The sequence below is a fragment of the Bradyrhizobium vignae genome, from assembly GCF_900324035.1.
GTDB classification, from domain to species: Bacteria; Pseudomonadota; Alphaproteobacteria; order Rhizobiales; family Xanthobacteraceae; genus Bradyrhizobium; species Bradyrhizobium vignae.
In genome coordinates this window covers 2920276-2946270 of record NZ_LS398110.1, presented here as the reverse complement: position 1 = coordinate 2946270, position 25995 = coordinate 2920276, and the positions used below count along the sequence as shown (strand labels likewise).

Here is a 25995-nt window from a genome sequence, read left to right as displayed (position 1 = left end):
TCAATCACGCCGACGCGAGATGACGTAGGATTCGTCGAGAAACCAGAGCCCATTGTACTTTCGCAGCACGTCCCTGGCGGCATCCAGAGTGCGGCCGTTTTGAGTCATTTCCGTCAACCGGTCGTCCTCAATCTGAGCGACATACACTGCCGCATTCCACGCTGCAAAGGCCGTAGAGGTTCCGATGGTGCCGGTGACCTCGTTGGGCAGCGCTTCCATATCATACCTGAAGATCGAACGGTTATCCGCATACGCATTAAAATTTAAGTCGCGGCCCACCGATCCAAGTTCATACTTAACTGCACGCAGTAGCTCATGGCGGCTGACCGAGAAAGGATTTTCTCCGGGCCAGATCGCCTGGATCATTTCCATACCGGGATCATGGCCGTGGGAGTGGATTCCGATCAGCCTGCCGCCCGGCCGAAGCGCCCGCGCCAGGGGTGCAATGATCCGCTTGGCCCGGAAATTGACCGAGGACAGGGCCCGGTAGGGCTGGGACGCGATGACGAGGTCGAAATTGGCTTCGGCCTGGCCCGGCCGCGGAATGGTCGAATCCAACAGGAATCTATGGTCCTCGCGATAGAGCACGAGGACGACGGGCCGCTCGTAGAGCGGCATAGCCGTGCGTGGGCTGATCGCAGCGCGCCAGTTCTGCTCCAAGAACGGCCTCAGCTCCACGATCTGCTGCTCGAATTCGCCCGACGAAGCGCCGCGCAGCGGCACCTCGTGCCAGACGGTGGCAGCCGCCGCCGCAGGCGATGCCGGGGTGAGCCATGGCGCCTCCGCGTAAAACATGTTGGTGAAGACGAACACCGACGCCGGATGCTCGAAAATGCGGTCCGGCACCTTCTCCAGCGTCAGCCGCAGATCCTCCAGGCTGAGCTCCTTGCCGGCGACATAGAACGGCATGTGTGGAAAACGCTGGTGCGTTGCGCGCAGCACCCGCGCCAGCACCGTGCCGTCGCCGACACCCGCGTCGAACAAACGCAGGGCCGGCGGGCGCGGGTGGATGGATGAAAGCTCCAACGCAACCCGGTCCGCGATCACCCGCTTTTCGCTACAGGTGTGAACGAACAGCAGATATTTCTGACGGTTCTCGAAGAAGCGGAAATTGCCGCGCGGATCGCGCTTTTCCGGCGGCACCTGAAGTCCCCGCGGCGGCGGCACGCCGCCGGCCATCGATGCGGCCATATAGGCCTGGATCCGCTCCAGCGTGTCGATGGTGATGCGCTTTCCTTCGCGCAGGCGATGCACCAGCTTCCCATCGTTCACCGCGCGCCGGCCGAAGGTCGATTCCGCCATGTCAGCCTTGCGGCAGAACTCGGTGATCTGGCTCAGGATTTCGTCGTTCTTCATAAGTGGGAAGCGGTGGGCAGCTGGGTTGGGTCCCACCTCTTAGCAAATTCTGCCCACTCAGGGAATAGCGGATCGAGGCGCCGCGTTTCCCTGGGCGCGCCAGGGCGGGCGGAGCGGTGAACCCCTACGCCCTCTTGGGCAACAAACAAGCGCTTCTCCTCACGGGACCATCGCCATGCGCCGTCTGCTCGTCGCACTCTGCCTGCTCACCGTCGCGCCGGGAGCCCTGCCCGCCTTCGGGCAGGCGCGTAGTCAGCTCGGACCGCTCTGCACTACCGAGACCACGCCGGCGGACCAGATGGTCGACGCCTGCACCAAGATCATCGCGCTGAAGGTCTTCAAGGGTGAACAACTCGCCACCGTCTATTTCTGGCGTGCGGTGGGCTGGAATAAGAAGGGCGACTACGCAAAGGTCATCGCTGATACCACGGAAGCGATCCGGCTCAAGCCGAGCCAGGCTGTCTACAACCTCAGGGGATCTGCCTATTTCGACAAGGGCGACTACGACATCGCGATCGCCGATTTCGACGACGCGCTGAAGCTCGGCCCGCCCAGCGGCATCATCTTCCACAATCGCGGCAACGCCTGGCGGGGCAAGCGCGATTACACCAAGGCGATCGCCGACTACGACATGGCGATCAAGTCAGATCCGAGATCGGCGTTCTCGTTCCAGAACCGAGGCATCTCGAAGGAAGCCCTCGGCGATCTCGACGGTGCACTCGCCGACGTCAACCAGGCGATCCGGCTTGATCCCTCGCTGCCGCAGCCGCTGATCACCCGTACCTCGATCTGGCGGGCCAAGGGCGATTTCGATCGCGCCATCGCCGACGGCAGCGAAGCGATCCAGCTCGCCAAGGAGAAGCCGCCGGTCAACATCATGACGCCGCCGAACAGCGTGCTGATATCGGGCTACACCCATCGCGCGCTGGCCTATGAGGCCAAAGGCGACTACGCACGCGCGCGCGACGACTGCAAGGCGACGCTGGCTATCGTTGCGTCCGATGCCGGCAGCAAGGCTAGCCAGGCAACAGCAAAGGTTCGGCTGGCGCTGGTGACGGACGCCGCCGCGCCGATCCCGCGCGATACCCCCTCCCCTGCAACGCAGCCGGCGGCATCCCCTACCCCGCTGCAGACCGGCTCAGCACCGATTCCGTCGCCAGCTCCGGCCGTCCGCGGTGCACGCATGGCGCTGATCATCGGCAACGGCGCCTATGCGCACGTCAAGGCGCTGCCCAATCCGCCCAACGATGCGCGTGCGGTCGCGAAGAGCCTGCGCGACATCGGCTTCAGCGTGTCCGAGGGCGTCGATCTCGATCGCGCCGCGATGCAGAAGATGACGCGCGACTTTCTGCGCGAGGCGGCGCGGGCGCAGGTGGCGGTGGTCTACTATGCCGGCCATGGCGTGCAGGTCGACGGCCGCAACTATCTCATTCCCGTCGACGTCGCGCTCAAGCCGGGCGCGAACATGACGGAGGCGATGATCGACATGGACACGATCATGGCCGGCCTCGACGACCAGGTCCGCACCAACATTCTGATCTTCGATGCCTGCCGCAACAACCCGATGGCGCAGCAGGTCGCAGCTGCCGGAAATACTCGCGGCATCGAGGGCGCCTCGGGCCTCGCCGCGCCAACGAGTCTCGGCACCGGTGCGACTTTAGGGGCCGGCACGCTGATCGCATTCGCGACCGCGCCGGGCCAGGTCGCGCTCGACGGCGAAGGCGCCAACTCGCCGTTCTCCGCCGCCCTCTCGCGTCATATCGGCACCCCCGGGCTGGAGGTGCAGCAGATGCTGACGCGGGTGCGGGCCGAGGTGGTCTCGACCACGAAGAACAAGCAGGTGCCGTGGTCGAATTCGTCGTTGCTGGGCGAGGTCTATCTGGCGGAGAAGTGAGATGGCCTCGTGCCCAGACGCAGCGCAGCGCTTCTTCAGCGGTGCGCTGCCGAGCCGAGGCCCATCTCTCCGCCACTCGGCTCGTTGCGTTCTGGATCACGGCTCTGCGCAGCAACGCAAGAGCGTTGCAGCGCGTCCGGGACACAAGCGAGGTCGGCGGCGGGGCCTAGTTACCCCACACTTCCTTGGCGATTTCCACCGCCAAGCTCAGCTTGGCCCACTGCTCCTCCTCGGAGAGGATGTTGCCCTCCTCGGTCGAGGCGAAGCCGCATTGCGGGGACAATGCGAGCTGCTCCAAGGGAGCGAACTTGGCGGCTTCTTGCAGGCGGCGCTTGATGTCGTCCTTCTTCTCGAGCTCGCCGAACTTCGAAGTGATGACGCCGACCACGACGACCTTGTTGCCCTTGGGCAGGAAGCGCAGCGGTTCGAAACCGCCGGCTCGGTCGCTGTCGTACTCCAGGAAGTAGCCGTCGTAATTGGTGCCGGCGAGCAGGGTCTCGGCCACCGGCTCGTAGCCGCCCGAGGAGATCCAGGTCGAGCGGAAATTGCCGCGGCAGACGTGCGTCGTCACCACCATGTCGGCGGGCTTCTCCGCCAGGGCGTAGTTGATGATGCGGGCATAGATCTGCTGCAGGCCGTCCGGATTGTCGCCGCGCTCGCGCGCCTTCTGCAATTCATCCTGCGAGCAGAGATAGGCCCAGACGGTGTCGTCGAACTGTAGATAGCGACAGCCGGCGTCGTAGAACGCCTTCACCGCTTTGCGGTAGGTCCTACCGAGATCTTCGTAGAAGGCATCGAGGTCGGGATAGACGTCCTTCGAGATCGACTTCCGGCCGCCGCGGAAGTGCAGCACGGCCGGTGACGGGATCGTCATCTTGGCGGTGACGTGGGCCTGGTCGGCGACCTTCTTCAGGAAGCGGAAGTGATCCAGCATCGGGTGGTCATCGGGGAAGTCGAGCTTGCCTATGACGCGGACCGCATCGTGACGGGTCTGCACGCCCGTGAACTGGATGCCGGTGTCGGGGTGGAATAGCTCGCAGCCGGTGAGCTTGGCCAGGAAGTCGAAATGCCACCAGGAGCGGCGGAATTCGCCGTCCGTCGCGAGCTTGAGCCCAATCGAGGCCTGCTTGTGCACGACCTTCTCGATCTCCAAGTCCTCGATCTTGCGCAGATCGTCAGCCGAGATCTCGCCCTTCTCCAGTTTTGCACGGGCTTCCTTGATCTTGGCGGGGCGCAAAAGGCTGCCGACCTCGTCGGCACGGAAGGGGGCTTTGGTTTGCTGCATGTATTACTCCCTGCAAATTTTAGTGTGCCGCCGCCCCTGCCACTCCGAGATGGCGCTCCAGGACCGAGGGGTCCGCCTTCAGCGCAGCGCTCGGAGCGTCGTGGACGATCGTTCCGCGCTCCAATATCACAACGCGGTCCGCGAGCCCCAGAATCTTTTGGGCATTCTGCTCGACGATGATCGAGCAGATGCCTCCTGCCCGGGTGATGGTCCCGATCGCCTTCAGAAGCTCATCGACGATGATGGGGGCGAGGCCTTCGGTGGGCTCGTCCAGCAGCAGGACCTTCGGGTTGAGGGTGAGCGCGCGGCCGATCGCCAGCATTTGTTGCTCGCCGCCGGAGAGCTGGTTGCCAAAGTTGCTCCGCCGCTCCTTCAGCCGCGGAAACATCTCGTAGACCTTCTCCACCGTCCAGGGACCGGGTTGCGCCACCGCGGTCATGTTCTCTTCCACCGTGAGCGAGCGGAAGATGTTGCGCTCCTGCGGCACCCAACCGATGCCGGCGCGCGCCCGCTGGTCGGGCCGCATGGCCGTGAGGTCGGTGCCGGCGAGCGTGATGCTGCCTGCGAAGCGGCGGGTGACGCCGACGATGGAGTTGATCAGCGTGGTCTTGCCGGTGCCGTTGCGCCCGAGCAGCGCGAGCACTTGCCCCTGCGCGAGGCGGAGCGTCATCTTCGGCAGCACCACGGCCTCGCCGTAGCCGGCGCGAAGTGAATCGATCGCGAGCAGGTCAGACATTGACAGCCTCCTCGCCGAGATAGACGGCCTTCACTTGCGGATCGCGCGCGACCTGCTCGGGAGGGCCTTCGGTCAGCAGCGCGCCCGAGACCAGCACCGAGATGCGATCGGCGAAGGAGAACACGAGGTCCATGTCGTGCTCGATCAAGAGCACGGTGACCTCGCGCGGCAGCGCGCCGACGACGGCGAGAATGTCGTGGCGCTCGCTCTCGGGCACGCCGGCGGCGGGCTCGTCGAGCAGCAGCACGCGTGGCTTGGCAGCAATGGCGACGGCAATCTCGAGCAGGCGCTGCTTGCCGTAAGGAAGCGTCACGGTCTGCTCGTTCATGACGTCGAGCAGATGGAAGCGCGTGAGCAACTCGGCGATCTCGCCGTTGACGTCGCCGCGCGTCCCCATCCGCCGCCACCAGTCGCCGCCATGGCCGAGGCGCTCTGAGACCGCAAGACCAATGGTCTCGAGCGCGGTCAGGTCGGGATAGAGCTGGTTGATCTGGAAGGTGCGCGACAGGCCGCGCAGCACGCGCTTGTGCACGGGCAAATCGGTGATGTCCTGGCCTTCGAGCAGGATGCGGCCCGAGTTCGGCTTCAGCACACCGGTGAGTTGGTTGATCACGGTAGTCTTGCCGGCGCCGTTGGGGCCGATCAACGCATGGCGGGCGCCCTGCTCGACCTTCAGGGAGAGATCGCGGGTGACACGCAGGCCGCCGAACTGCTTTTCGAGATTCCGGGTTTCGAGCGCGATGGTCATGTGTCGCTCTCCGGGACGGCGACGACGGCTTTACGTCCCGCAACCTGCCTGATGATCAGGTTCGGCACATAGAGCACCCAGCGATGCAGGCGCTGGCGACCGACCAGCACGATCACGACCAGCACGAGGCCTATCCAGAACTGCCAGTATTGCGGGGTGATCGTCGAGAACAATTCCTGCAGCATGCGGAACACCACCGCACCGATCAGCCCGCCATAGAGATAGCCGGTGCCGCCAATGACGAGCACCAGCATCAGGTCTGCGGAACGCTCGAAGGCAAACACGTCGAGCGAGGCGATCGCGGTGGTCTGGGTGAACAGCGCCCCCGCAATGCCGGCATAGAACGCCGCCAGCGTGTAGATCGCGATCAGGCGGCGGTTGACGGGGATGCCGATGGCCGCGGCACGCAACGGATTGTTCTTGATCGCGCGCAGCGACAGGCCGAACGGGGAATGGACGACACGACGGGCGAGCAGGAACAGCACGAACAGCACAGCCAGCGAATAGAAGAAGCCGGCCTTGCCGAACATGTCGAACGGGATCTGGCCGAAAATCGGCTGCATCTCGATGCCCTGCAGGCCATCGGTGCCGCCGGTGACATTGGAGAAGCGTTCGGCGAGCGCCTCCAGCAGCAGCGCAATGCCGAGCGTCACCATCAGACGTGTCAGGTCGACGCCGCGGATTACCAGGAAGCTGGTGCCGAAACCGAGCACCATCGCGGCAAGGCCCGCGACGACGAGCGCGAGCACGGGCTCGTTGATGATCCCGTGCAGCGCAAGCAGTCCCGCGGCATAGGCGCCGACGCCGAAGAAGGCGGCATGGCCGAGCGAGACAATGCCGGCATAGCCGAGGATCAGATCGAGCGACATCGCAAACAGCGCCAGGCGCAGGATGTCGGTCATGATCAGATAGCGCGACGGAAACAGAAAGCCACAGGCCAGCACGATGAGCCAGAAGGCGACTTCGCCGTAGTGCCAGCGCGCCTGGCGCTGGGCGTGGTACCCGACGTCGGAAGCAGCGGTCATCGGCGAACTCAACGGGCGGCCGTGCGGCCGAACAGGCCGTTCGGGCGCCAGATCAGAATCACGATCATCATGGTGTAGATCACGAAGGGTCCCATCTTCGGCACGTAATATTTGCCGGCGACGTCGCCGATGCCGAGCAGCAGCGACGCCAGGAACGGGCCTGTTATCGAGGAGGAGCCGCCGACGGTTACCACGATCAGGAAGTAGATCATGAACTTCAGCGGGAAATATGGGTCGAGGCCGAGGATTTCGGCGCTCAACGCGCCGCCGAGGCCGGCAAGCCCGCAACCAAACGCAAAGGTGAAGGCGAACACTTGCGGCACGTTGATGCCGAGACCGCTGGCGGCGCGGGGATCGTCGACCGCGGCGCGCAGACGGCTGCCGAAGCGGGTCTTGGCCAGCACCATCTGCAGGCCGATGGTGAGCAGGCCGCAGATCACGATGATCATCAGCCGGTAGCGGCCGATGCCGATGCCGAACACGTCGAACTGGCCCTGGAGTGCGGCGGGTAAATTGATGAAGACGCGCGAGGAGCCCTGGATGTAGTCGACCGCCGCCACCGACATGAAGGTCAGGCCGATGGTGAACAGCACCTGGTCGAGATGGCTGCGGGTATAGAGATGCCGGTAGAGCGAGCGCTCCAGTACGATGCCGATCGCGGCGGCCGAGACGAAGGCGAGCGGCAGCGCGGCGAAGAACGGCCAGCCCATCCGGTTGACCAGCACCATGCAGACATAGCCGCCGGCCATCGCGAAGGCGCCGTGGGCAAGATTGACGAAGTTCATCAGGCCGAGCGTGACCGCGAGCCCGCAGGCGAGCACGAACAACAGCATGCCATAGGCAACGCCATCGAACAGGTTGGTGAGGATTGCGGTCATCGATGACAAGTCGTTGTCGAGAAAATATTACGCCAAGCGGAGTAGGCTACTGTGCCTCTCCCGCTTGCGGGAGAGGGCTGGGGAGAGGGCATCTGCGCAACGGGACAATCCCCGTATTGAGAGAACCCTCACCCGGCGCTGCGCGCCGACCTCTCCCGCAAGCGGGAGAGGTTTAGAAGAGCGCGTCACTTCTTGGTCTTGCCGAGATCCTTGACGGCCTCGAAGGTCGCGAACTCGACATTGTAGAGCTCGCCGTCGACCTTCTCGACCTTGCGAATGTAGATGTTCTGCACGATGTCGCGGGTCTCGGGGTCGATCGAGATCGGGCCGCGCGGGCTCTCCCATTTCTGGCCCTTCATCGCCTCGATCAGCTTGTCGCCGTTGGTGTCGCCACCCGTCTTCTTCAGCGCCTCATAGATCAGGTGGATGCCGTCATAGCCGCTCACGGCCATGAAGCCCGGACGATTGCCGAAGGCCTTCTTGTAGGCCGCGACGAAATCCTTGTTCATCTGCGAGGGATGCGCCGCGGAATAGAGGTGCGCGGTGACCGTGCCGAGCACGGCATCACCCATGTTGTTGAGCAAATCGTCATCAGTGACGTCGCCGGGTCCGATCACCTTGATGCCGGCCTTATCGAGGCCGCGCTCGGCATATTGCTTCATGAAGTTGCCGCCCTGGCCCGCGGGTACGAACACGAAGATCGCGTCGGGCTTGGCATCCTTCATGCGCTGGAGGAACGGCGCGAAGTCGGGATTTTGCAAGGGCACCTTGACCTCTTCGACCACCTCGCCGCCGCCGGCGGTGAAATGCTGCTTGAAGAAATTCAGCGCGTCATTGCCGGGCGCATAGTCCGAGGTCAGCGTCGCCACCTTCTTGATGCCGTTCTTCACGGCCCAGTCGCCGATGATGGTCGAGGACTGCGCCAGCGTGAAGCTGGTGCGCACGATGTAGGGGGAGCGCTCCGTGATGATGGAGGTGCCGGCCGCCATTACGACTTCCGGGATCTTGGCCTGCGTCGCCAGCGGCGCGGCGGCAAGGGCTGCCGGCGTCACGCCGAAGCCGGCGATGAAGTTGACCTTGTCGTTGACGATCAACTCCTGCGCGGCGGTCTTGGTCTTGTCAGGAATCGCGGCATCGTCCTTGAGGATGATCTCGACCTTCTTGCCGGCGACGGTGTCGCCCTTCTGCTGCATGTAGAGCTTGATCGCGTTCTCGATCTGCTTGCCGGTCGAGGCCTGGCCGCCAGTCATTGGCAGGATCAGGCCGACCTTGATGCTGTCCTCGGCCTTGGCGGAGGCGACGGCCGCAAGGGCGGCGATGACGGCCGCTGCTGCGGCTCGTGGAAAAATCTTGCGTTCGAACATCGGATGTCCCTCCCCTTCATTCCTGACCTGTTGTGCGCCGGACCGCGTGCCCGGTCCTTGCCGCGCTTGACTCACGGATAAGCCATGCCGCGCGGCCACATGGCGTCCTCTGCAACCCCGTTGTCAATCGGACGTTGGGCGACCATTCGGCGCAAGCCGCGTGATCCGCCTCAACGACGGCAGGAGATTTGTACATTTGTACAAATAACATGGTCCTGTCAACGAAGAAGCCCTTGTCGGGTGATGCTCCATTTTACGAAGGCCCGCGCGACTCGTTGATGGAAGATTCCGCCTCTCATTTGCAGAATCCGGACATCTCACGTGTTTCGCGGCGAGACATCCGGCGGCTCTCACCGAATGAGCACGAGTGAATACGTGATGTATACCGTATCAGCTAGACTGAACGCTTCAAGGCCCGCAATATGCTCACCATAATACCTTTTTGTATACAGAGGCGCCAATCTTGGAATAAACCAATTTTACATATTGAAAGTTATAGTTCGCCGCTGACGCCCATCCGGCGCCCCCCTTATTCGCGCCCGATCGGCACGACCTAGAAGATGTCCATGCGTTCCTGTTCGCTTTCGATCGCTGCTGCAGTCGCCCTGCTCGCGTCCAACCTTGCAGGCTGCGGCACGGTCAACGAGAAGCTCTCGGCCGGCATGGGCGACTACGTCCCGCAATGGGCCGGCGGCCTGCCGGCCGATGCGCCGCCGCGACCGGGCACACCGCAATACGATGCCTACATGAAGGAACGCGAACGCAAGCGGCTGATGCCGGCGGCCGATCGCGAGAAAGAAGAGCAGGCCCAGAAGGGGGCGACGGGGACGACGTCGGCTGGCGCGGTGCGCTGATGGATACCTGTCATTCCGGGGCGCCTCACAGGCGAACCCGGCACCTCGAGGTTCTCTGGTGCGCAATTGCGCACCATCGTTCGCGCTTCGCGCGTCCCGGAACGACAGTACCCTAATCCACGAACACCACCGTCTTGCGGCCGTTGAGAATGACGCGATCATCGAGATGATAGCGGATGGCCCGTGCCAGGACGCGGCGCTCGATGTCGCGGCCCTTGCGGACCAGATCTTCCGGCATGTCGCGATGGCTGATGCGCTCGACGTCCTGGTCGATGATCGGGCCCTCGTCGAGGTCGCGCGTGACGTAATGCGCGGTGGCGCCAATCAGCTTCACCCCGCGCTCATGCGCCTGGTGATAGGGTTTTGCGCCTTTGAAGCCAGGCAGGAACGAGTGGTGAATGTTGATGCAGCGCCCCGACAGCTTTGCCGAGAGATCGTCCGACAGGATCTGCATGTAGCGGGCGAGCACCACCAGATCGGTCTTCGTCTCGCCGACGAGATCCATGATCTGCGCCTCCTGCTCGCGCTTGGTCTCCTTGGTGACAGGCAGGTGGTGGAAGGGGATACCGCCGAAATCGAGCCCGGCATAGACCTCGCGCGGATGGTTGGAGACGATCGCGGTCGGTATCATCGGCAATTCGCCGGTGCGCCAGCGATAGAGGATGTCGACCAGACAGTGGTCGGATTTCGACACCAGCAGCATCACCTTGCGATGCGCAGCCCGGTCGCGCATCTGCCACTCCATGCCGAAACGCTCGGCGATCGCGGCAAAGCCGGTCTGGAGCGCCGACAATTCCACGGCAAGATCGGCCGCCGTGAACACCACCCGCATGAAGAACTTCTCGGTCTCGACGTCGTCAAACTGCTGGGCGTCGAGGATGTTCTGTCCGTTGTGGGCAAGGAACGTCGACACCGCGGAGACGATGCCGGGGCGATCCGGACAGGACAGGGTCAGGACATATTGATGATCGGGCATATTGATGAACAGGCTTGGCTCTTGATGAAGCTTTGTGCAACGGAACTATCCGCGATTTGCGCCCTGCTCTAGCACCGCCCCCGCCCTTGCGCCAATCCCAAGACTTGCCTCGACACGAAGCGCGGAGTCAGGATGAACGGACGATTGCGATTGTCTGACCGGAGCATACCCATGGCCGACCGCTTGAACGGCTACCGCATCTTGATCCTGGAAACGCGGGAGGAGGCGCAGTTTTCGAAGCTTCTGCTCGAGCAAGGCGCCGAGGTCGTGCAGTGCCCGATGTTCACCATCCGTGATGCGACGGACCCGGCTCCGGTCGAGGCTTGGATTCGCCGTGCCATCGACAAGCCGTTTGACGATCTCGTGCTGATGACGGGCGAAGGCCTGCGTCGCATCATGAAGCTTGCCCGCGCCCGCGAGCTCGACGCCGCCCTTGTCGCGGCGCTCGCCAGAGCGCGCAAATTCACCCGGGGCCCGAAGCCGGGCAAGGCGCTGCGCGAGATCGGTCTCGAAGCGCAGCAGACCACTGAGAAGCCGACCACGGAGGGCGTGATCGAGATGCTGGCCAAGCTCGACCTGAAGGGGCATCGCCTCGGCCTCCAGCTTTATCCGGACAAGGACCACAGCGCCTTGACCGGTGCGCTTGCGGCGCAAGGCGCCGAGGTCGATACCGTGCTGCCCTACGTCTACGATTCCAAGGCCGCTGATGCCAACATCGTCGCCGCCATCGACGACATGGCGGAGGGGCGAATCGATTCGCTCGCGCTGACCAATCTCGGCCAGGTCCGCCGCCTGATCGAGGCCGCAAAAGCACATGGCAGCGAAGCGAAACTGCGTGCAGGTCTCGAACGGACGTTGATCGCCTCGGTGGGGCCGGCGGTCTCCGGTGAGCTCGCCGCGCACGGTCTGCGCACCGACGTCTCGCCGGCAGATGAAGCGTATTTCATGCGTCCGCTGATCTCGGCGATGGCTGCGGCACTCGCCGAGAAACGACCGAGCGCGGCGGGTTAATCGCCAAGATGCCTAGCCAGCCACCTGCGAGGCGGCCGACAGCAACTCCTGCGGGCTCGGCGCTCCGAACATGCGCTGGCCGCCGTTCGGAACCTCGGTGAACGTCCAGCGCACGATCCCTTCCCGGTCGAGCAGGAACTGGCCAAACAGCTGCCCCGTGCCGGTTGCCGCCATGCGCTGGTCGGCTTCGGTCATCTCGTAACCGTCCTTCTTGTTGAGGTACTCCGCGGCTGCCGGCCGGTTCATCGGGCTGGGCAATTCGCCGGGCATGTCCACTTGCATGCTCATGACCACGTCCATGCCGACCTTGCGTGGCCACTCGGTTTCGTTCTCCGTGAATTCGAGATTGGGCAGGCCAAATGCGCGGTGCGAGACCCGATCAGGGTCGGACGCGGCCAGCAGATTGGGCAATGGATGATAGCGGAAATAGAGCCGCGCCCGGTCGATCGGTGTGTTGACGACCGTGAGACTTTCGATCCCCTTCCCGCGCAGCACGCCATCAAGCTGCGCTTGCGCCGCGATATGGCGCCGGCAGAATGGGCAGTGCAGGCCGCGAAACAGGCCGACGAGTATCGGGCTATGCCCGCGATAATCCTCGAGCGCGATCTTTCCTTCGCGTGTGATGGCCTCCAGGACGATGTTCGGTGCGCGATCACCCGGCTGAAGTGGTCCACCAACATGACTTTCGGACATGGTTGAACTCCCTCACATTGGCTAGTCAAGGAACGGCAGTACGATCAGCCCTGCGGGATCGAGCCCGTGCCGGGCGCAGACATCGTGGGCAAGCGCGAAATATCGCTCCGCCTCGGGCATGTCGCCTCGATCAAGGTTCAGCGTCGCAAGACCATCATAGCATGGAAACAGCTGCTGCGGCTCGCCGGTCTCGCTCGCCACCTCGATGGCCTCGTTGTAGCAGCGCGCGGCCATGTCGGGGCGGAAATGGCACTGATGGATTTGCCCGAGCACGATCAGGGGTACCGGGAGATGCTCGCGCTGATCGAGCGCGCGGTCGATCTCGATCGCCTTTTCGGCAGCCGGCACCCCCTCCTCGGTACATCTGTCCGTGAAGGTGCAACAGGCAACGGCAAGATTGGCAAGAAGGCGCGCCTGGAAGCCGAGATCGCCGATACGATTGGCGACATCGAGGCCACGTCGGCAAACCGCCATGGCTTGCGCCGGGTCGATGATCGTGTAGAGCACGCCAAGATTGGTGTAGCCGCGGCACGCCACGTTGAGGAGGCCAGCGGCCTCGGCGGCCGCGACACTTTGCTCCACCTCTTTCACCGCCTCCTGGTGTCGCCCAAGCCGCGCCAGCGCAACTCCCTTGGTGTTGAGCGCCTCCGCAATAGCGCCCGCCGCCTCGAACCCGGCTTGCTCGTCCGCATCGGTCGGCACCGATTGCGCGTAGCCGAGCGCGTCGTCCGCCCACCGCGCGGCGCCGACGTGATCGCCCACACGGAACGCAAGACGGCCGCGCTCTTGCTGGAGATGAGCCCACTCCAGGAGGTGTGCCCACTCGATCGGCGCGTCGGTCCCGCCAAGCCGTTCAGCGGCCTCGGCATAATGCATCTCTGCCTTGACGCGCTTGCCGGCGTCCCACAACAATCGACCGAGCTTGCGAAGAATGCGCGCCTCGCCGATGCGGTCCCCTGCCGTGCGGTGTTCCTCCAGCGCACTCTGATAGTGCTCCTCTGCGGTGCTTCGGCGGCCAGTCACGCAACAGAGGTCCGCGACGCGCTCGTATAGGATCAGGCGTTCCGGCTCCTGTTCGCCGGAGGTCGACAGCACGGCGAGGGATTGCTGATAGAAACGGAGGGCATCGTCGTTGGCATAGCTCGCACGTGCGCGATCGCCGGCCGCGCGTAAATAGCGCGCGCCTCTCGACTTGCTCGCGCTCAGACTGAAGTGATGTCCGAGCAATATGAGATCTTCGAGCTGCTCGGGTTCTTTGCCATAGAGCCGCTCCAGCGCGGCACCAATCCGTCCATGGAGTTCGACCCGACGCTGCAAAAGCAGATTTTGATAGATCACGTCCTGAAGCATGGTCTGGGTGAAGCGATAGGTCCGCAGCGACATCGAGTTCGAGCCCGCGACCTCCTCGATGATCTCGGCGTCGCACAGAAGTTCGAGCGCTGCCTCGACCCTTGCCGGCTCGTTTGCCGCCGCACCTAAAACAGACGCATCAAAGCGCGGACCGATCACCGCAGCCTCCTGGGCCACCTGGCGCACCTGATGCGGCAAGCGGTCGAGGCGCGCCAGCAACAACGCCTGTATGCTTGCTGGGATATCGGCGGCGGCTTCATCCGATTTCAACCGCCACTGCGTGCCATCACGCTCCAGGGCCCCGCCTTCGATGAGGCCGCGGATGATCTCCTCAAGGAAAAGCGGATTGCCGCCTGCGCGATCGAGGATTCGGGTGAACAAACGTCCCGGCGGTTCCCGCCAGCCATGACTGAAATACGCCGAAAGCAGCCTTCGTCCGTCAGCATCGTCAAGCGGAGACAGCCGAATGGTCGTGTGACTGATCCTGCTCGAACCGAACTGATCCACCTGCACCGGCCGATGTGTAAACAGCAGCATCAGCCGTGTCCGCTCCAGCCGGTCCATCAGGAACCGCAACGCTTCAAGCGACACCGCGTCGGCCCAATGCAGATCCTCGACGATGATCAGAAGTGGCGACAAGGCGAGGCGGCGTTCGAAGATGGTACGGATCGCGAAAAAGATCTGCCGCCGGAGCTGTTCCGGTTCGACATGCCTGAGCACAGCGTTGGGATCGCCAAGGCCAAGAACGTGCAAGTAGAGAGGCATCAGGCGATCGGCCTCCTCGGCCGCGAGGCCAAGCTCCAATAGCGCTTCTGCAACCTTCGTCTCTGCCTCTGCGGCGCCGGCCTTCTTTGCGATGCCATAGGCGCTACGCAGCACGGCGGCGAGTGCTCCGTAGGATTGTTCGCCGAGCGGCGAGCAAACCGCCTGTCGGATCGCTACGCCTGCGAAGCGATCCTCATCGCGGATACGGGCGACGAATTCGTTCACCAGCCGCGTTTTCCCGATGCCCGCTTCGCCAACCAGCCGTACCAGTTGAGCCGCACCGCCGCAGGCGCGATCAAGGCTGCCGATCACGCGCGCAAGCTCGGCGTCGCGCCCGATCAGTGGTGCATCGAGCCCCAGCGTGTCGAGGCCACGTGCCGTGCGGGGCGTATCGAGCGGTCCCTTTAGACGATGGACCAGCACGCCGCCCATCTTGCCCTTGAGCGAGATCTCGCCGAGCGAGTCATAGGAGAACGCATGTCGCGTCAGACGGTGGGTCAACGGCCCGACCAGCACCTCGTCCGGAGACGCCATCGACTGCAATCGCTGCGCCGTATTCACGGTATCGCCGGTCACCGAATAGGATTTGGCAACGCCCACGCCTAACCCACCCGCGACGACATGGCCGGTGTTGATGCCGACATGGAGCTGCAACGGTGAACCGGCGTAGGCCCTCGCGCGCTCGCTGAGGCGCGCTGTTCGGCTGATCATGTCGAGGGCAGCGCGGACCGCCCGCTCGGGGTCGTCCTCGTGCGCAGCCGGCGCACCAAACAGCGCGAGCATCGCATCGCCGATGAACTTGTCCACGAAGCCGCCGAAGCTCTGCACCGCGGCCGTCAGCTCCTCGAACAACTGGTTCTGAAGCGTCTGCATGACCTCTGGGTCGAGCCGCTCGCTCATCGCAGTGAAGCCGCTGAGGTCGGCAAACAGCACGGTGATGGTGCGGCGGTTTGCTTCGCTATCGACATTGTCCGACGGCGGTCGAAATTCGCCTTGAGCCGCCTGCAGGAGCGGTGGCGAAGACGATCTGAGTGTCGCCGGGCTCGTCTGCGCCGATGCCTGTCCGCCGTCATTGCTGGACCCGCTGACGAGGGAGCCGCATTTCGGGCAGTAGACAAAATCCGGTGCGCATGGAAAGCCGCAGCCGGGGCACGCGTTCGGCTGCTTCATGCCGCACTTCGGGCAGAAGGCAAAGCCGCTCTGAACCTCGAAACCACAACCCGAGCAGTTCATGGCTCAAGACCTCGCGGAAGCCGCGATGGCGCAATCTGCTGGCCCTACCAAATGGGTCCCAGGATGCAGACCAGCATGGGCTTTGCGCGCCGGAAGAGCAAGCGGCGGCAACCTACATCTCAGTATGGGCGGCGAAGCAATGCTGCGGGCGCTCTGGCGCACCGCACGTCGTCGGCAAAGCATGGTGGCATGCGGTAGCGTCAATTGACAGGGCGATCGCCGGGGCTACCCTCCCAAACAGAAGAACAAATGAATAAGGGCAGGGAATCGCCGTGAAACCCGTCGTCGCATCTTGAGCACATCCGCAGGACCTTCCGCGCTCGCGCCATTTCGCATCCGCAACTATCGCTTCCAGTGGCCGTCCGACCTGCTCACCTCCTGGGCCTTCGAGGTCGAGACGCTGGTGCTCGGCTGGTACATCATCGTAGAGACCGGCTCGGTGCTGCTGCTCACCGTGCTCGCTTCACTCCAGTTCGTCGGAACACTGGTCGCGCCCGTGTTCGGCATGATCGGCGATCGCATGGGTCATCGCGATCTCCTGGTCGTGATGCGTCTCGCCTATACGGCACTCTCTTCGACCATCATGGTCCTGGCGCTGAGCGGTCATTTGTCCCCGCTCAGCGTCATGGTGATCGTCGCGATCATGGGCCTGATTCGTCCCTCCGATCTCGGCGTCCGGGGCGCGCTGCTGGCCGAGATCATGCCGCCCGAGCAACTGGTGGGCGCCATCAGCGTTGCGCGCACAACCCAGGACAGCGCCCGCATCGCCGGAGCACTGACGGGCGCCGGGCTGTTCGCGCTTCTTGGCATTGGCCTCGTGTATGTGGCGATCGCCGGTCTCTACCTCGCGGCTGCGCTTCTGATGCTCTGCCTGACACGGCCGAAAAGGCCTGTCACCACGAGCGATCTCCCGGCGGACAGTGACGCCGTTTCGAGATTGCTGGGCGATCTGAAGGAAGGCATCGTCTATGCCTGGAATGGCCCGGGAATGCGCGCGGCGCTGTGCGTCGCGTTCCTGGCCAATCTTACCGCATTTCCCTTCACGGGCGGATTGTTGCCCTACATCGCGCGGGAGATCTTTCATACCGACCAGACCGGCCTTGGTTATCTCTCGGCGAGTTTCGCCGTTGGCTCTCTGATCGGCTCCATCACGCTAAGCCTGGTCAGTGGCGTGCGCATTGCCCGGCTTCTGATTGGCGCGACGCTGGCCTGGTACGCCATGCTGCTGGTGTTCGTCGAGATCAGGGCCTTACCGGTGGCCATGGCCTGCCTCGTTCTCGCCGGCATCGCCCAGAGCATGTCGATGATCTCGGCTGCCGTGATCCTGATGCGCACCGCGAGCGCACATCTGCGCGGCCGCGTCATGGGGGTGCGCATGATGGTGATCTACGGCTTGCCGATCGGGCTGCTCGCAGCCGGCAGCCTGATCGACATCATCGGCTATTCCGCGACGGGGTCGCTCTATGCGGTCGCAGGGTTCGTCGCGATGATGGCGATCGCGGTGCGCTGGCGCGCCGACCTCTGGCCAGTACATGCCCCCGCCAATGCGCGGTGACGAATATCCGCACTAATCCCCGTACCCGCGCAGCCGCTCGATATCGAGGATGGTGACACCGCCATATTCCAGCCGCAGCAGCCCCTCCTTCTCCAGTCGGTTCAGCGCGCGGTTCGCATTCTGGCGGGACATGCCGGAGAGTGCGCCGATCTCCTCCTGGGTGATCTCCAGGTGCGCGGTCGATTCCGGATAGAGGATCGGATTGAACAGCGAAGCGATGCTGCGGGCGAGGCGCGCGGTGGCATCGAGCGTGCGGTTGACCTCGAGCATACCGATGAACTGGCCGAGCCGCTCGTTGAGCTGGCGCACCAGGAAGCGGTTGAAGCCGACGCTGTTCTCGAACAGCCACATGAAGGCGCTGCGTTCCATCAGTGCGACGCGGCTGTCGCGCAGCGCGACAACGTCATAACGGCGCGGCTCGTTCTTGAGCACGCTGCCCTCGCCGAACCAGGCCCCCGCCGTCAGCCCCGCAAGGCTGGTCTCCTTGCCGTCGCGCGAGACCCCGCCCATACGGGCAAGGCCGCTCACCATGCCGGCCCAATAGGCAAAAATATCGCCGCGCATGAACACGCTCTCGCCGGTGCCGTAGGACCGCTCCGTGATTCCGGCACGCGCGACCTCGATCTCCGCTTGTGTGAGCTCCCGCGACCAGGCGGCGACGCGCTTCAGATGATCTTCTGAAATCATGATCTCGCGGCCAGCCGCACCGTTTCGTCACTCCGCCTTCTGTTGCAGTGCAACATGATGGTTTCGACCGCCATTCGACCAAAGATGAAAGCCGCTGCCGCCCGAAAACTTTGTCGCAGAATTGTCAGCCGGGAGACATTTCAAAATAGCGCTTTCCCCTATTGAGGACCACCTCGGGCGATGCGGCTTTTGATCCCAAACGGGGAACGAGAGCGGTGCGGCTCCGGTCGAGACCATCTGTTGCATGGCCTCGCCGCGACCGCCGTACTAGGATCGCCCGACAGAACGGACGAAGAGCGCCGCTAAAATGCGCCATGACCGGGAGGGATTCGTTGGTGGCTACCAGTCTCGAAGTGCGCGGCGTGTCCTTGCGATTCGGCGGCGTCAGAGCGCTGACCGATGTCGGCTTCGCCATCAGGGAAGGCGAGCTGTTCTCGATCATCGGTCCCAACGGCGCCGGCAAGACCTCGATCGTGAACTGTATTTCCGGCCGCTACAAGCCGACCGAAGGCCAGCTGTTCTATCAGGGCCGCGACATCACCGGTTTGACGCCGAATGCACGCGCTTCGCTCGGCATCGGCCGCACCTTCCAGAACCTGGCGCTGTTCCACCATATGAGCGTGCTCGACAACATCATGGTCGGCCGCCATCACCTCTTGAAGAACAACTTTCTCACGGGCTCGCTGTACTGGCTCACCGGCGCGCGCAGGGAGGAGCTCGAGCACCGTCGCAAGGTCGAGGAGATCATCGACTTCCTCGATCTGCAGTCGGTGCGGAAGGCGACTGCGGGCACCCTCTCCTACGGCCTGCGCAAGCGCGTCGAGCTCGCCCGCGCCATGGCGCTGGAGCCGCACCTCATTCTTCTCGACGAGCCCATGGCCGGCATGAACTTCGAGGAGAAGGAGGACATGGCCCGCTACATCGTCGACCTCAACGAGGAGTTCGGGATGACGGTGGTGATGATCGAGCACGACATGGGCGTGGTGATGGACATCTCCCATCGCGTCATGGTGCTTGATTTCGGCAAGAAGATCGCCGAGGGCGATCCGGCGACCGTGCTCGCCGATCCGCACGTCAAGCGCGCCTATCTCGGCGAAGAGGACGAGGTGCTGATCGATCCCGACGATGCTCCTCAGGCGCAGGAGAGCGCGGCATGATGGATTATGCGGGCCGCGTCGCGCAGGCCGACACCTACCCGAAGATGCTCCGGCTCAATGCCAGGGAGCACGGCAACGACATCGCACTGCGCGAGAAGGATCTCGGGCTGTGGCGCATCTTCACCTGGAACGACTACCAGGCACGGGTGCGCGATTTCGCGCTTGGCCTGGTCGAGCTCGGCCTTGGTCGCGGTGACGTCATCGGCATCATCGGCGACAACCGGCCGGACTGGGTCGCGGCGGAAGTCGCAACGCATGCGATCGGCGGCCTCAGCCTCGGGCTCTACCGCGACGTGCTGGATGAAGAGGCCTCCTATCTGCTGAATTATGGTGAAGCACAGCTGGTCTTCGCCGAGGACGAGGAGCAGGTCGACAAGCTGCTCACCCTCGCCGAGCGCGTCCCGAAGCTGAAGCACATCATCTATTCCGATCCGCGCGGGATGCGGAAATACGACGATCCCAGGCTGATGTCGGCCGAGAAATTTGCTGAGCTCGGCCGGGCCCGTGCAGCGCGCGAACCGGAGCTTTACGACAGGCTGGTCGATGCCACCAAGGGAGAGGACGTCGCGATCCTCTGCACGACCTCGGGCACCACCTCGCATCCCAAACTTGCGATGCTCGCAGCCGGCCGCGTGCTCGGCCATTGCGCGACCTATCTCGCCTTCGATCCGAAGGGACCGGATGACGAATACGTCTCGGTGCTGCCGCTGCCCTGGATCATGGAGCAGGTCTACGTGCTCGGCAAAGGCCTCTTGTGCCGGATGAAGATCAACTTCGTCGAAGAGCCGGACACGATGATGAACGATCTGCGCGAGATCGCGCCGACCTTCGTGCTGTTCGCACCCCGCGTCTGGGAATCCATTGCCGCCGACGTCCGCGCCAAGGTGATGGATGCAACGCCCTTCAAGCAGCGGCTGTTCGATGTCGGCATGAAGAGCGGGCTCGCCGCACTCGAACAGGGCAAGCGCTCCGGCTTTGCCGACGCGATCCTGTTCCGCGCGCTGCGCGATCGCCTCGGCTTTACCCGCCTGCGGTCGGCCGCGACCGGCGGTGCGGCGCTCGGCCCCGATACGTTCAAGTTCTTCCAGGCCATGGGCGTGCCGCTGCGCACGCTCTACGGCCAGACCGAGCTCTTGGGCGCCTACACGCTGCACCCCGAGGGCAAGGTCGACCCTGACACCACTGGCGTGCCGATGGCCGACAGCGTCGAAATCCGCATCGACAATGCCGACGTCCACGGCGTCGGTGAGATCGTGGTGCGCCATCCCAACATGTTCCTCGGCTATTACAAGAATCCCGAGGCCAGCGTCGCCGACATCAAGGACGGCTGGATGTGCTCGGGCGATGCCGGCTATTTCAACGGCGACGGGCAGCTCGTTGTGATCGACCGCATCAAGGACCTCGCCGAGACCTCGCGCGGCGAGCGCTTCTCCCCGCAGTTCATCGAGAACAAGCTGAAGTTCTCGCCGTATATCGCGGAAGCCGTGGTGCTGGGCGCCGGCCGCGACGCGCTCGCGGCGATGATCTGCATCCGCTATTCCATCATCTCGAAATGGGCGGAGAAGAACCGCCTCTCCTTCACCACCTACAGCGACCTCGCCTCGCGGCCCGAAGTCTATGCGCTGCTGCAGAAGGAGGTCGAGACCGTCAACGCCACGCTGCCGCCGGCCCAGCGCATCTCGCGCTTCCTTCTGCTCTACAAGGAGCTCGATGCCGACGATGGCGAGCTTACCCGCACGAGAAAGGTCCGCCGCGGCGTCATCAACGAGAAGTACGAAGGCATCATCGACGCGATCTACCGCGGCGTTTCCGACATCCCCGTCGATACCGTGATCCGCTTCCAGGACGGCACCACGCAGCGCGTGCGAACGACGCTGCGCGTCGTGGATCTGGGCGGACAGAGGCACATGGCGGAGGCTGCGGAGTGAACTTCGTTTCAATCACGAGCGTGATTCGGATTGCTGTGCCCTCTCCCCTTGTGGGAGAGGGCGTCTCCGCCGGGAGCCGCGGCCTCACTCGGGTGAGGGGTGCTCTCTCCACGCCTCCCCGGCCGAGACACCCCCTCACCCGTCTTCGCTTCGCGAAGCCACCCTCTCCCGCGAGGGGAGAGGGTACACCGTCATCGCTTTTGCATTTTGCGCGGGCCGCGACATGAACACCGCCTTTCTCATCCAGCTTCTGGTCAACGGCCTCGTGGTCGGTACGCTCTATGGCGTGGTCGCGATGTCGTTCGTGCTGATCTACAAAGCGACTCAGGTCGTCAATTTCGCGCAAGGCGAGCTGCTACTGGTCGGCGCCTGGGTGTGCTGGGCATTGCTCGCCAAATACCAGGTGCCATTCTGGATCGGCATGCCGATCACGCTGGTGTTCATGTTCGTGTTCGGCATCGCGATCCAGGTCCTGATTCTGCGGCCGATGATCGGCGAGCCCATCATCTCCGTGATCATGGTGACGATCGGCCTGTCCACCGTGCTCCAGGCGACGCTGAAGTGGATGTTCGGAGTTAACCCGCAACCGTTCCCGCGCGTATTCGAGAGCCAGTCGGTCAGCCTGTTCGGTCTCCAGATCCAGACCGTCTATGTCATGAGTCTTGTGGTGTCCGTCGCCATGATGATCGGCATGGCCTGGTTCTTCCGCGCCTCGAAATACGGCCTCGCCATGCGCGCCACCGCGTTCAACCAACAGGTCGCGCAGTCGCTCGGCATCTCCGTGAAGAGCGTGTTCGCGATGGCTTGGGCGATCTCGGCGACGGTGTCGGCCGTCGCCGGAGTCGTCGTTGCGGTCGTGAACGGCGTGTCCTCGGGCCTTGCCGCGTACGGCATCAAGGTATTTCCGGCGGCGATCCTCGGCGGGCTCGATTCCGTCGGCGGCGCCGTACTCGGCGGCATCATCATCGGACTGCTCGAGAATGTCGCCCAATATATCGACAGCCAGTACCTGCACTGGGGCAATCTCTACGAGATCGCGCCGTTTTACGTCCTTATCATAGTGCTGATGATCAAGCCTTACGGCCTGTTCGGCACCCACGACATCGAGCGGATCTGACCCATGGCCGGCCCTGCCCTCATCCCTGCTGGTGATTTCCGCACCTCCTATGCGGCGGACACCACGATCTTCCCGACCACGACCAGCCGCAACTTCGCCATCGCCGGCGTTCTGCTGCTCTGCCTCGCGCCGCAATTCTTCAGCGGCTACTGGCTGAGCATTTTGATCCAGATCGGCATCTTCTCGATCGCGGCGCTCGGTCTCAACATCCTGGTCGGCTTCACCGGCCAGATTTCGATCGGGCACGCCGCTTTCTTTCTGCTCGGCGCCTTCACCTCGGCCTACATCTCCAACAACGCCCCGATCCCGGTATTCTTCGCGATCCCCCTTGCCGGCGTCATCACCGCGCTGGTCGGGCTGATCTTCGGTATCCCCGCGGCGCGGCTGAAAGGTCTTTACCTGGTCATCGCGACCCTTGCCGCACAATACATCCTCCTCGACTTCTTCTCCCGCGCCGAATGGTTTTCCGGCGGATCGGTGCCGGCGAGCGCCGAACCGTTTTCGATCTTCGGCTACACGCTGCGGGGTGACAGACAGTATTTCTACGTCGTGCTGGCCTATGTGCTCGCGAGCTACATCCTCGTCACCAACCTGATGCGCACGCGCGACGGCCGCGCGCTGGTGGCCATACGCGACCATTATCTCTCAGCCGAGATCATGGGCATCAATCTCACCAAGTACCGCACGCTGTCGTTTGGCCTCGCCGCCTTCTTCGCCGGCATCGCCGGCGCGCTCTACGCGCACTATCAGCTCGTGGTCTCCCAGGAGGGTTTCGGCATCGAGCGCTCGATCCTGTTCCTGGCCATGATCATCATCGGCGGCACCGGTTCGATCATGGGCACGCTGATGGGCACCGCCTTCGTGGTGCTGCTGCCGGAGTCGATGGAATTCCTCAGCCTGTATTTGAAGGGTGGCGCGATCGACAAAGCGCTGTCGCTGAACAACAACATCACATTCCTGCGCGAGATCGCGATCGGGGTGATCATCATCGCGTTCCTGATGTTCGAGCCCGACGGCCTCGCGCATCGCTGGCGGCAGATCAAGGCGTACTGGAAACTCTACCCGTTCTCGCATTGAGCGCGGGCAACGCAGTTAAACAATAAACAGGAGGAACCGACCCATGACGATGAAGACCTTTTTGAGCACCGCATCGCTCGCGCTGGCGATCGCCGCATTCTCGGCAAGCGCACAGGCGCAGATCGCGATCGGGCATCTCGCCGATTATTCCGGCGGCACCTCTGACGTCGGCACGCCGTATGGACAGGCCGTCGCCGACACCTTCGCCTGGGTCAACAAGAACGGCGGCATCGGCGGCAAGCAGGTCAGCCTCGACACCAACGATTACGGCTACCAGGTGCCCCGCGCGATCGCGCTCTACAAGAAGTGGTCGGCACCGGACAGCAAGGTTGCGGCGATCATGGGCTGGGGGACCGCCGACACCGAGGCGCTGACCGGCTTCCTCGCCCAGGACAAGATCCCCGACATGTCCGGCTCCTATGCCGCCGCCCTCACCGATCCCGAAGGTGTCAGCGGCAAGGCCAAGCCTGCTCCCTACAATTTTTTCTACGGCCCCAGCTATTCGGACGCGCTGCGCGCGATGTTGATGTGGGCAGCCGAGGACTGGAAGGCCAAAGGCAAGCCCGGCAAGCCCAAATTCGTGCACATGGGAGCCAACCATCCCTATCCGAACGCACCGAAGGCCGCCGGTGAAGCCATGGCGCAGGAGCTCGGGTTCGAGGTGCTGCCGCCGCTGGTGTTTGCGCTCGCGCCCGGTGACTACAGTGCGCAGTGCCTGAGCCTGAAGTCCTCGGGCGCCAACTACGCCTATCTCGGCAACACCGCCGCCTCCAACATCTCGGTGATGAAGGCCTGCAAGACCGCCGGCGTCGATATCCAATTCCTCGGCAATGTCTGGGGTATGGACGAGAACGCCGCCAAGACCGCCGGCGATGCCGCCAATGGTGTGATCTTCCCGCTGCGCACCGCGGTGAGCTGGGGCGGCGATGCGGCCGGCATGAAGACGGTGATGGAGATCTCGAAGATGTCCGACCCCACCGGCAAAGTCTATCGTCCCGTGCACTACGTCGCGGCCGTCTGCTCGGCGCTGTACATGAAGGAGGCGATCGACTGGGCCGCCAAGAATGGTGGCGCCAACGGCGAGAACGTCGCCAAAGGCTTCTACCAGAAGAAGGATTGGGTGCCGGCCGGAATGGAAGGCGTCTGCAATCCCTCGACCTGGACCGACAAGGACCACCGCGGCACGCTGAAGGTCGATCTCTATCGCACCAAGGTCTCCGGCGCGACCGACGGCGACCTCAACGACCTCATGGCCAAGGGGACGATCAAGCTCGAGAAGGTCAAGACCGTCGAGCTGCCGCGCAAGCCGGAATTGCTGGGGTGGTGAGGCCCTAGTGCGTCCGTCGTTCCGAGACGATGCGAAGCATCGGACCCGGAACCTCGAGATTCCGGGTTCGGTCCTGCGGACCGCCCCGGAATGACGGGCTAGAGCCGTGACGACACCGAGAGAGTATTCAAGCATGACTGAAACGGCTCCCATCGAGCGTCCCTCCCCCAGCATCGTGCCCGCACCGCCCCTCCTCGCCGTGCGCAACATCGAGGTCGTCTATGACGACGTCATCCTGGTGCTGCGCGGCCTCAGCCTCGACGTGCCCAAGGGCGCGATCGTGGCGCTGCTGGGGGCCAACGGCGCCGGCAAGTCGACGACGCTGAAGGCAATCTCGGGGCTGCTCAAGACCGAAGACGGCGAGGTGACGCGCGGCGAGATCCTGTTCGAAGGCGAGCGGATCAACGGCATCGACCCCGACAAGATCGTCCGCCGCGGCATCTTCCAGGTGATGGAGGGCCGGCGCATCGTCGCCGACATGACGTCGCTGGAGAACCTCAAGCTCGGCGCCTTCACCCGCAGGGACCGCGAGATCGATGCCGATCTCGAGATGGTCTTCAATTACTTCCCGCGCCTGAAGGAGCGCACTGGCCTTGCCGGCTATCTCTCCGGCGGTGAGCAGCAGATGCTCGCGATCGGCCGCGCCCTGATGGCGCGCCCGAAGATGATTTTGATGGACGAGCCTTCGATGGGCCTGTCGCCGCTGCTGGTCAAGGAAGTGTTCTCGATCATCCAGAAGATCAACCGCGATCTCGGCGTCACCATCCTCTTGGTCGAGCAGAACGCACGCGCTGCGCTCTCGGTGGCAAGCCACGGCTACATCATGGAACAGGGCAAGGTCGTGCTCGATGGCAGCGCCGACGAATTGCGCGACAACGAGGATGTCAAGGAATTCTACCTCGGCGGCGCCGGCGACCAGCGAAAGAGCTTCAAGAATCTCAAGAGCTTCAAGCGGCGCAAGCGGTGGCTGTGATCCGCA

Annotated in this window: 21 protein-coding genes; 10 read left to right on the top strand and 11 right to left on the bottom strand. The window is 63.6% G+C overall.

Annotated features, from left to right (window positions below):
• Positions 1–1356, bottom strand: a complete 1356-nt coding sequence (locus BRAD3257_RS14195) for a hypothetical protein (protein ID WP_122402344.1) — start codon at positions 1354–1356, stop codon at positions 1–3.
• 175 nt (positions 1357–1531) lie between these two features.
• On the opposite strand from BRAD3257_RS14195, the gene BRAD3257_RS14190 reads away from it, so the two are divergent.
• Positions 1532–3250 carry a caspase family protein gene (locus BRAD3257_RS14190; RefSeq protein WP_122402343.1) on the top strand — a complete coding sequence of 573 codons (1719 nt, stop codon included), beginning with the start codon at positions 1532–1534 and terminating at the stop codon, positions 3248–3250.
• Between the two features lie 166 nt (positions 3251–3416).
• On the opposite strand, the gene BRAD3257_RS14180 is transcribed toward BRAD3257_RS14190, so the two are convergent.
• The 6 genes from BRAD3257_RS14180 to BRAD3257_RS14150 all read right to left on the bottom strand — a co-directional run bounded on the left by BRAD3257_RS14180 (position 3417) and on the right by BRAD3257_RS14150 (position 9286).
• Positions 3417–4535 carry a cobalamin-independent methionine synthase II family protein gene (locus BRAD3257_RS14180; protein ID WP_122402342.1) on the bottom strand — a complete coding sequence of 373 codons (1119 nt, stop codon included), beginning with the start codon at positions 4533–4535 and terminating at the stop codon, positions 3417–3419.
• Positions 4536–4554: 19 nt separating this feature from the next.
• A complete protein-coding gene (locus BRAD3257_RS14175; protein WP_122402341.1) occupies positions 4555–5271 on the bottom strand; it encodes an ABC transporter ATP-binding protein in 717 nt (238 codons plus the stop codon).
• Entirely contained in the window at positions 5264–6019 is a 756-nt protein-coding gene (locus BRAD3257_RS14170) for an ABC transporter ATP-binding protein (protein WP_122402340.1), read from the bottom strand. Before BRAD3257_RS14170 ends, BRAD3257_RS14175 begins: the two co-directional genes overlap by 8 nt.
• Complete coding sequence (locus BRAD3257_RS14165) at positions 6016–7044, bottom strand: branched-chain amino acid ABC transporter permease (RefSeq protein WP_122402339.1); 1029 nt, start codon at positions 7042–7044, stop codon at positions 6016–6018. Before BRAD3257_RS14165 ends, BRAD3257_RS14170 begins: the two co-directional genes overlap by 4 nt.
• A gap of 8 nt (positions 7045–7052) precedes the next feature.
• Positions 7053–7922: a branched-chain amino acid ABC transporter permease gene (locus BRAD3257_RS14160; protein WP_122402338.1), complete on the bottom strand. Its 870-nt coding sequence runs from the start codon at positions 7920–7922 to the stop codon at positions 7053–7055.
• Positions 7923–8107: 185 nt separating this feature from the next.
• A complete protein-coding gene (locus BRAD3257_RS14150) occupies positions 8108–9286 on the bottom strand; it encodes an ABC transporter substrate-binding protein (RefSeq protein WP_122402337.1) in 1179 nt (392 codons plus the stop codon).
• 560 nt (positions 9287–9846) lie between these two features.
• Here BRAD3257_RS14150 and BRAD3257_RS14145 point away from each other — a divergent pair.
• Positions 9847–10140: a hypothetical protein gene (locus tag BRAD3257_RS14145; protein WP_129145983.1), complete on the top strand. Its 294-nt coding sequence runs from the start codon at positions 9847–9849 to the stop codon at positions 10138–10140.
• Positions 10141–10252: 112 nt separating this feature from the next.
• Here the strand turns inward: BRAD3257_RS14145 and purU are convergent, their stop codons facing one another.
• Positions 10253–11116, bottom strand: a complete 864-nt coding sequence (purU, locus tag BRAD3257_RS14140) for a formyltetrahydrofolate deformylase (RefSeq protein WP_122402335.1) — start codon at positions 11114–11116, stop codon at positions 10253–10255.
• A 171-nt stretch (positions 11117–11287) separates the two neighbouring features.
• Here purU and BRAD3257_RS14135 point away from each other — a divergent pair, with 171 nt between their 5' ends.
• A complete protein-coding gene (locus BRAD3257_RS14135; RefSeq protein WP_122402334.1) occupies positions 11288–12127 on the top strand; it encodes a uroporphyrinogen-III synthase in 840 nt (279 codons plus the stop codon).
• Positions 12128–12139: 12 nt separating this feature from the next.
• Here BRAD3257_RS14135 and BRAD3257_RS14130 read toward each other — a convergent pair whose 3' ends face one another.
• On the bottom strand, positions 12140–12820 hold the full coding sequence (locus tag BRAD3257_RS14130) for a redoxin domain-containing protein (protein ID WP_122402333.1): 681 nt from the start codon (positions 12818–12820) through the stop codon (positions 12140–12142).
• 21 nt (positions 12821–12841) lie between these two features.
• The gene (locus BRAD3257_RS14125) at positions 12842–16168 is read right to left on the bottom strand and encodes an adenylate/guanylate cyclase domain-containing protein (RefSeq protein WP_122402332.1); all 3327 of its coding nucleotides are present in this window, start codon (positions 16166–16168) and stop codon (positions 12842–12844) included.
• Positions 16169–16460: 292 nt separating this feature from the next.
• Between BRAD3257_RS14125 and BRAD3257_RS14115 the strand changes: the two genes are divergently transcribed.
• Positions 16461–17723, top strand: a complete 1263-nt coding sequence (locus BRAD3257_RS14115; protein WP_122402331.1) for an MFS transporter — start codon at positions 16461–16463, stop codon at positions 17721–17723.
• Positions 17724–17735: 12 nt separating this feature from the next.
• Here the strand turns inward: BRAD3257_RS14115 and BRAD3257_RS14110 are convergent, their stop codons facing one another.
• Positions 17736–18410: a Crp/Fnr family transcriptional regulator gene (locus BRAD3257_RS14110; RefSeq protein ID WP_122402330.1), complete on the bottom strand. Its 675-nt coding sequence runs from the start codon at positions 18408–18410 to the stop codon at positions 17736–17738.
• A 314-nt stretch (positions 18411–18724) separates the two neighbouring features.
• Between BRAD3257_RS14110 and BRAD3257_RS14105 the strand changes: the two genes are divergently transcribed.
• The 6 genes from BRAD3257_RS14105 to BRAD3257_RS14080 all read left to right on the top strand — a co-directional run bounded on the left by BRAD3257_RS14105 (position 18725) and on the right by BRAD3257_RS14080 (position 25989).
• Positions 18725–19567: an ABC transporter ATP-binding protein gene (locus BRAD3257_RS14105; protein ID WP_245163316.1), complete on the top strand. Its 843-nt coding sequence runs from the start codon at positions 18725–18727 to the stop codon at positions 19565–19567.
• A complete protein-coding gene (locus tag BRAD3257_RS14100) occupies positions 19564–21495 on the top strand; it encodes a long-chain fatty acid--CoA ligase (RefSeq protein ID WP_122402329.1) in 1932 nt (643 codons plus the stop codon). Before BRAD3257_RS14105 ends, BRAD3257_RS14100 begins: the two co-directional genes overlap by 4 nt.
• A gap of 223 nt (positions 21496–21718) precedes the next feature.
• The gene (locus BRAD3257_RS14095; RefSeq protein ID WP_122402328.1) at positions 21719–22612 is read left to right on the top strand and encodes a branched-chain amino acid ABC transporter permease; all 894 of its coding nucleotides are present in this window, start codon (positions 21719–21721) and stop codon (positions 22610–22612) included.
• Positions 22613–22615: 3 nt separating this feature from the next.
• Positions 22616–23689, top strand: coding sequence for a branched-chain amino acid ABC transporter permease (locus BRAD3257_RS14090; RefSeq protein ID WP_122402327.1), 1074 nt, complete (start codon positions 22616–22618; stop codon positions 23687–23689).
• Positions 23690–23732: 43 nt separating this feature from the next.
• Entirely contained in the window at positions 23733–25016 is a 1284-nt protein-coding gene (locus BRAD3257_RS14085) for an ABC transporter substrate-binding protein (RefSeq protein ID WP_122402326.1), read from the top strand.
• 133 nt (positions 25017–25149) lie between these two features.
• Positions 25150–25989, top strand: a complete 840-nt coding sequence (locus tag BRAD3257_RS14080) for an ABC transporter ATP-binding protein (RefSeq protein WP_122402325.1) — start codon at positions 25150–25152, stop codon at positions 25987–25989.
• Positions 25990–25995 lie beyond the last annotated feature (6 nt).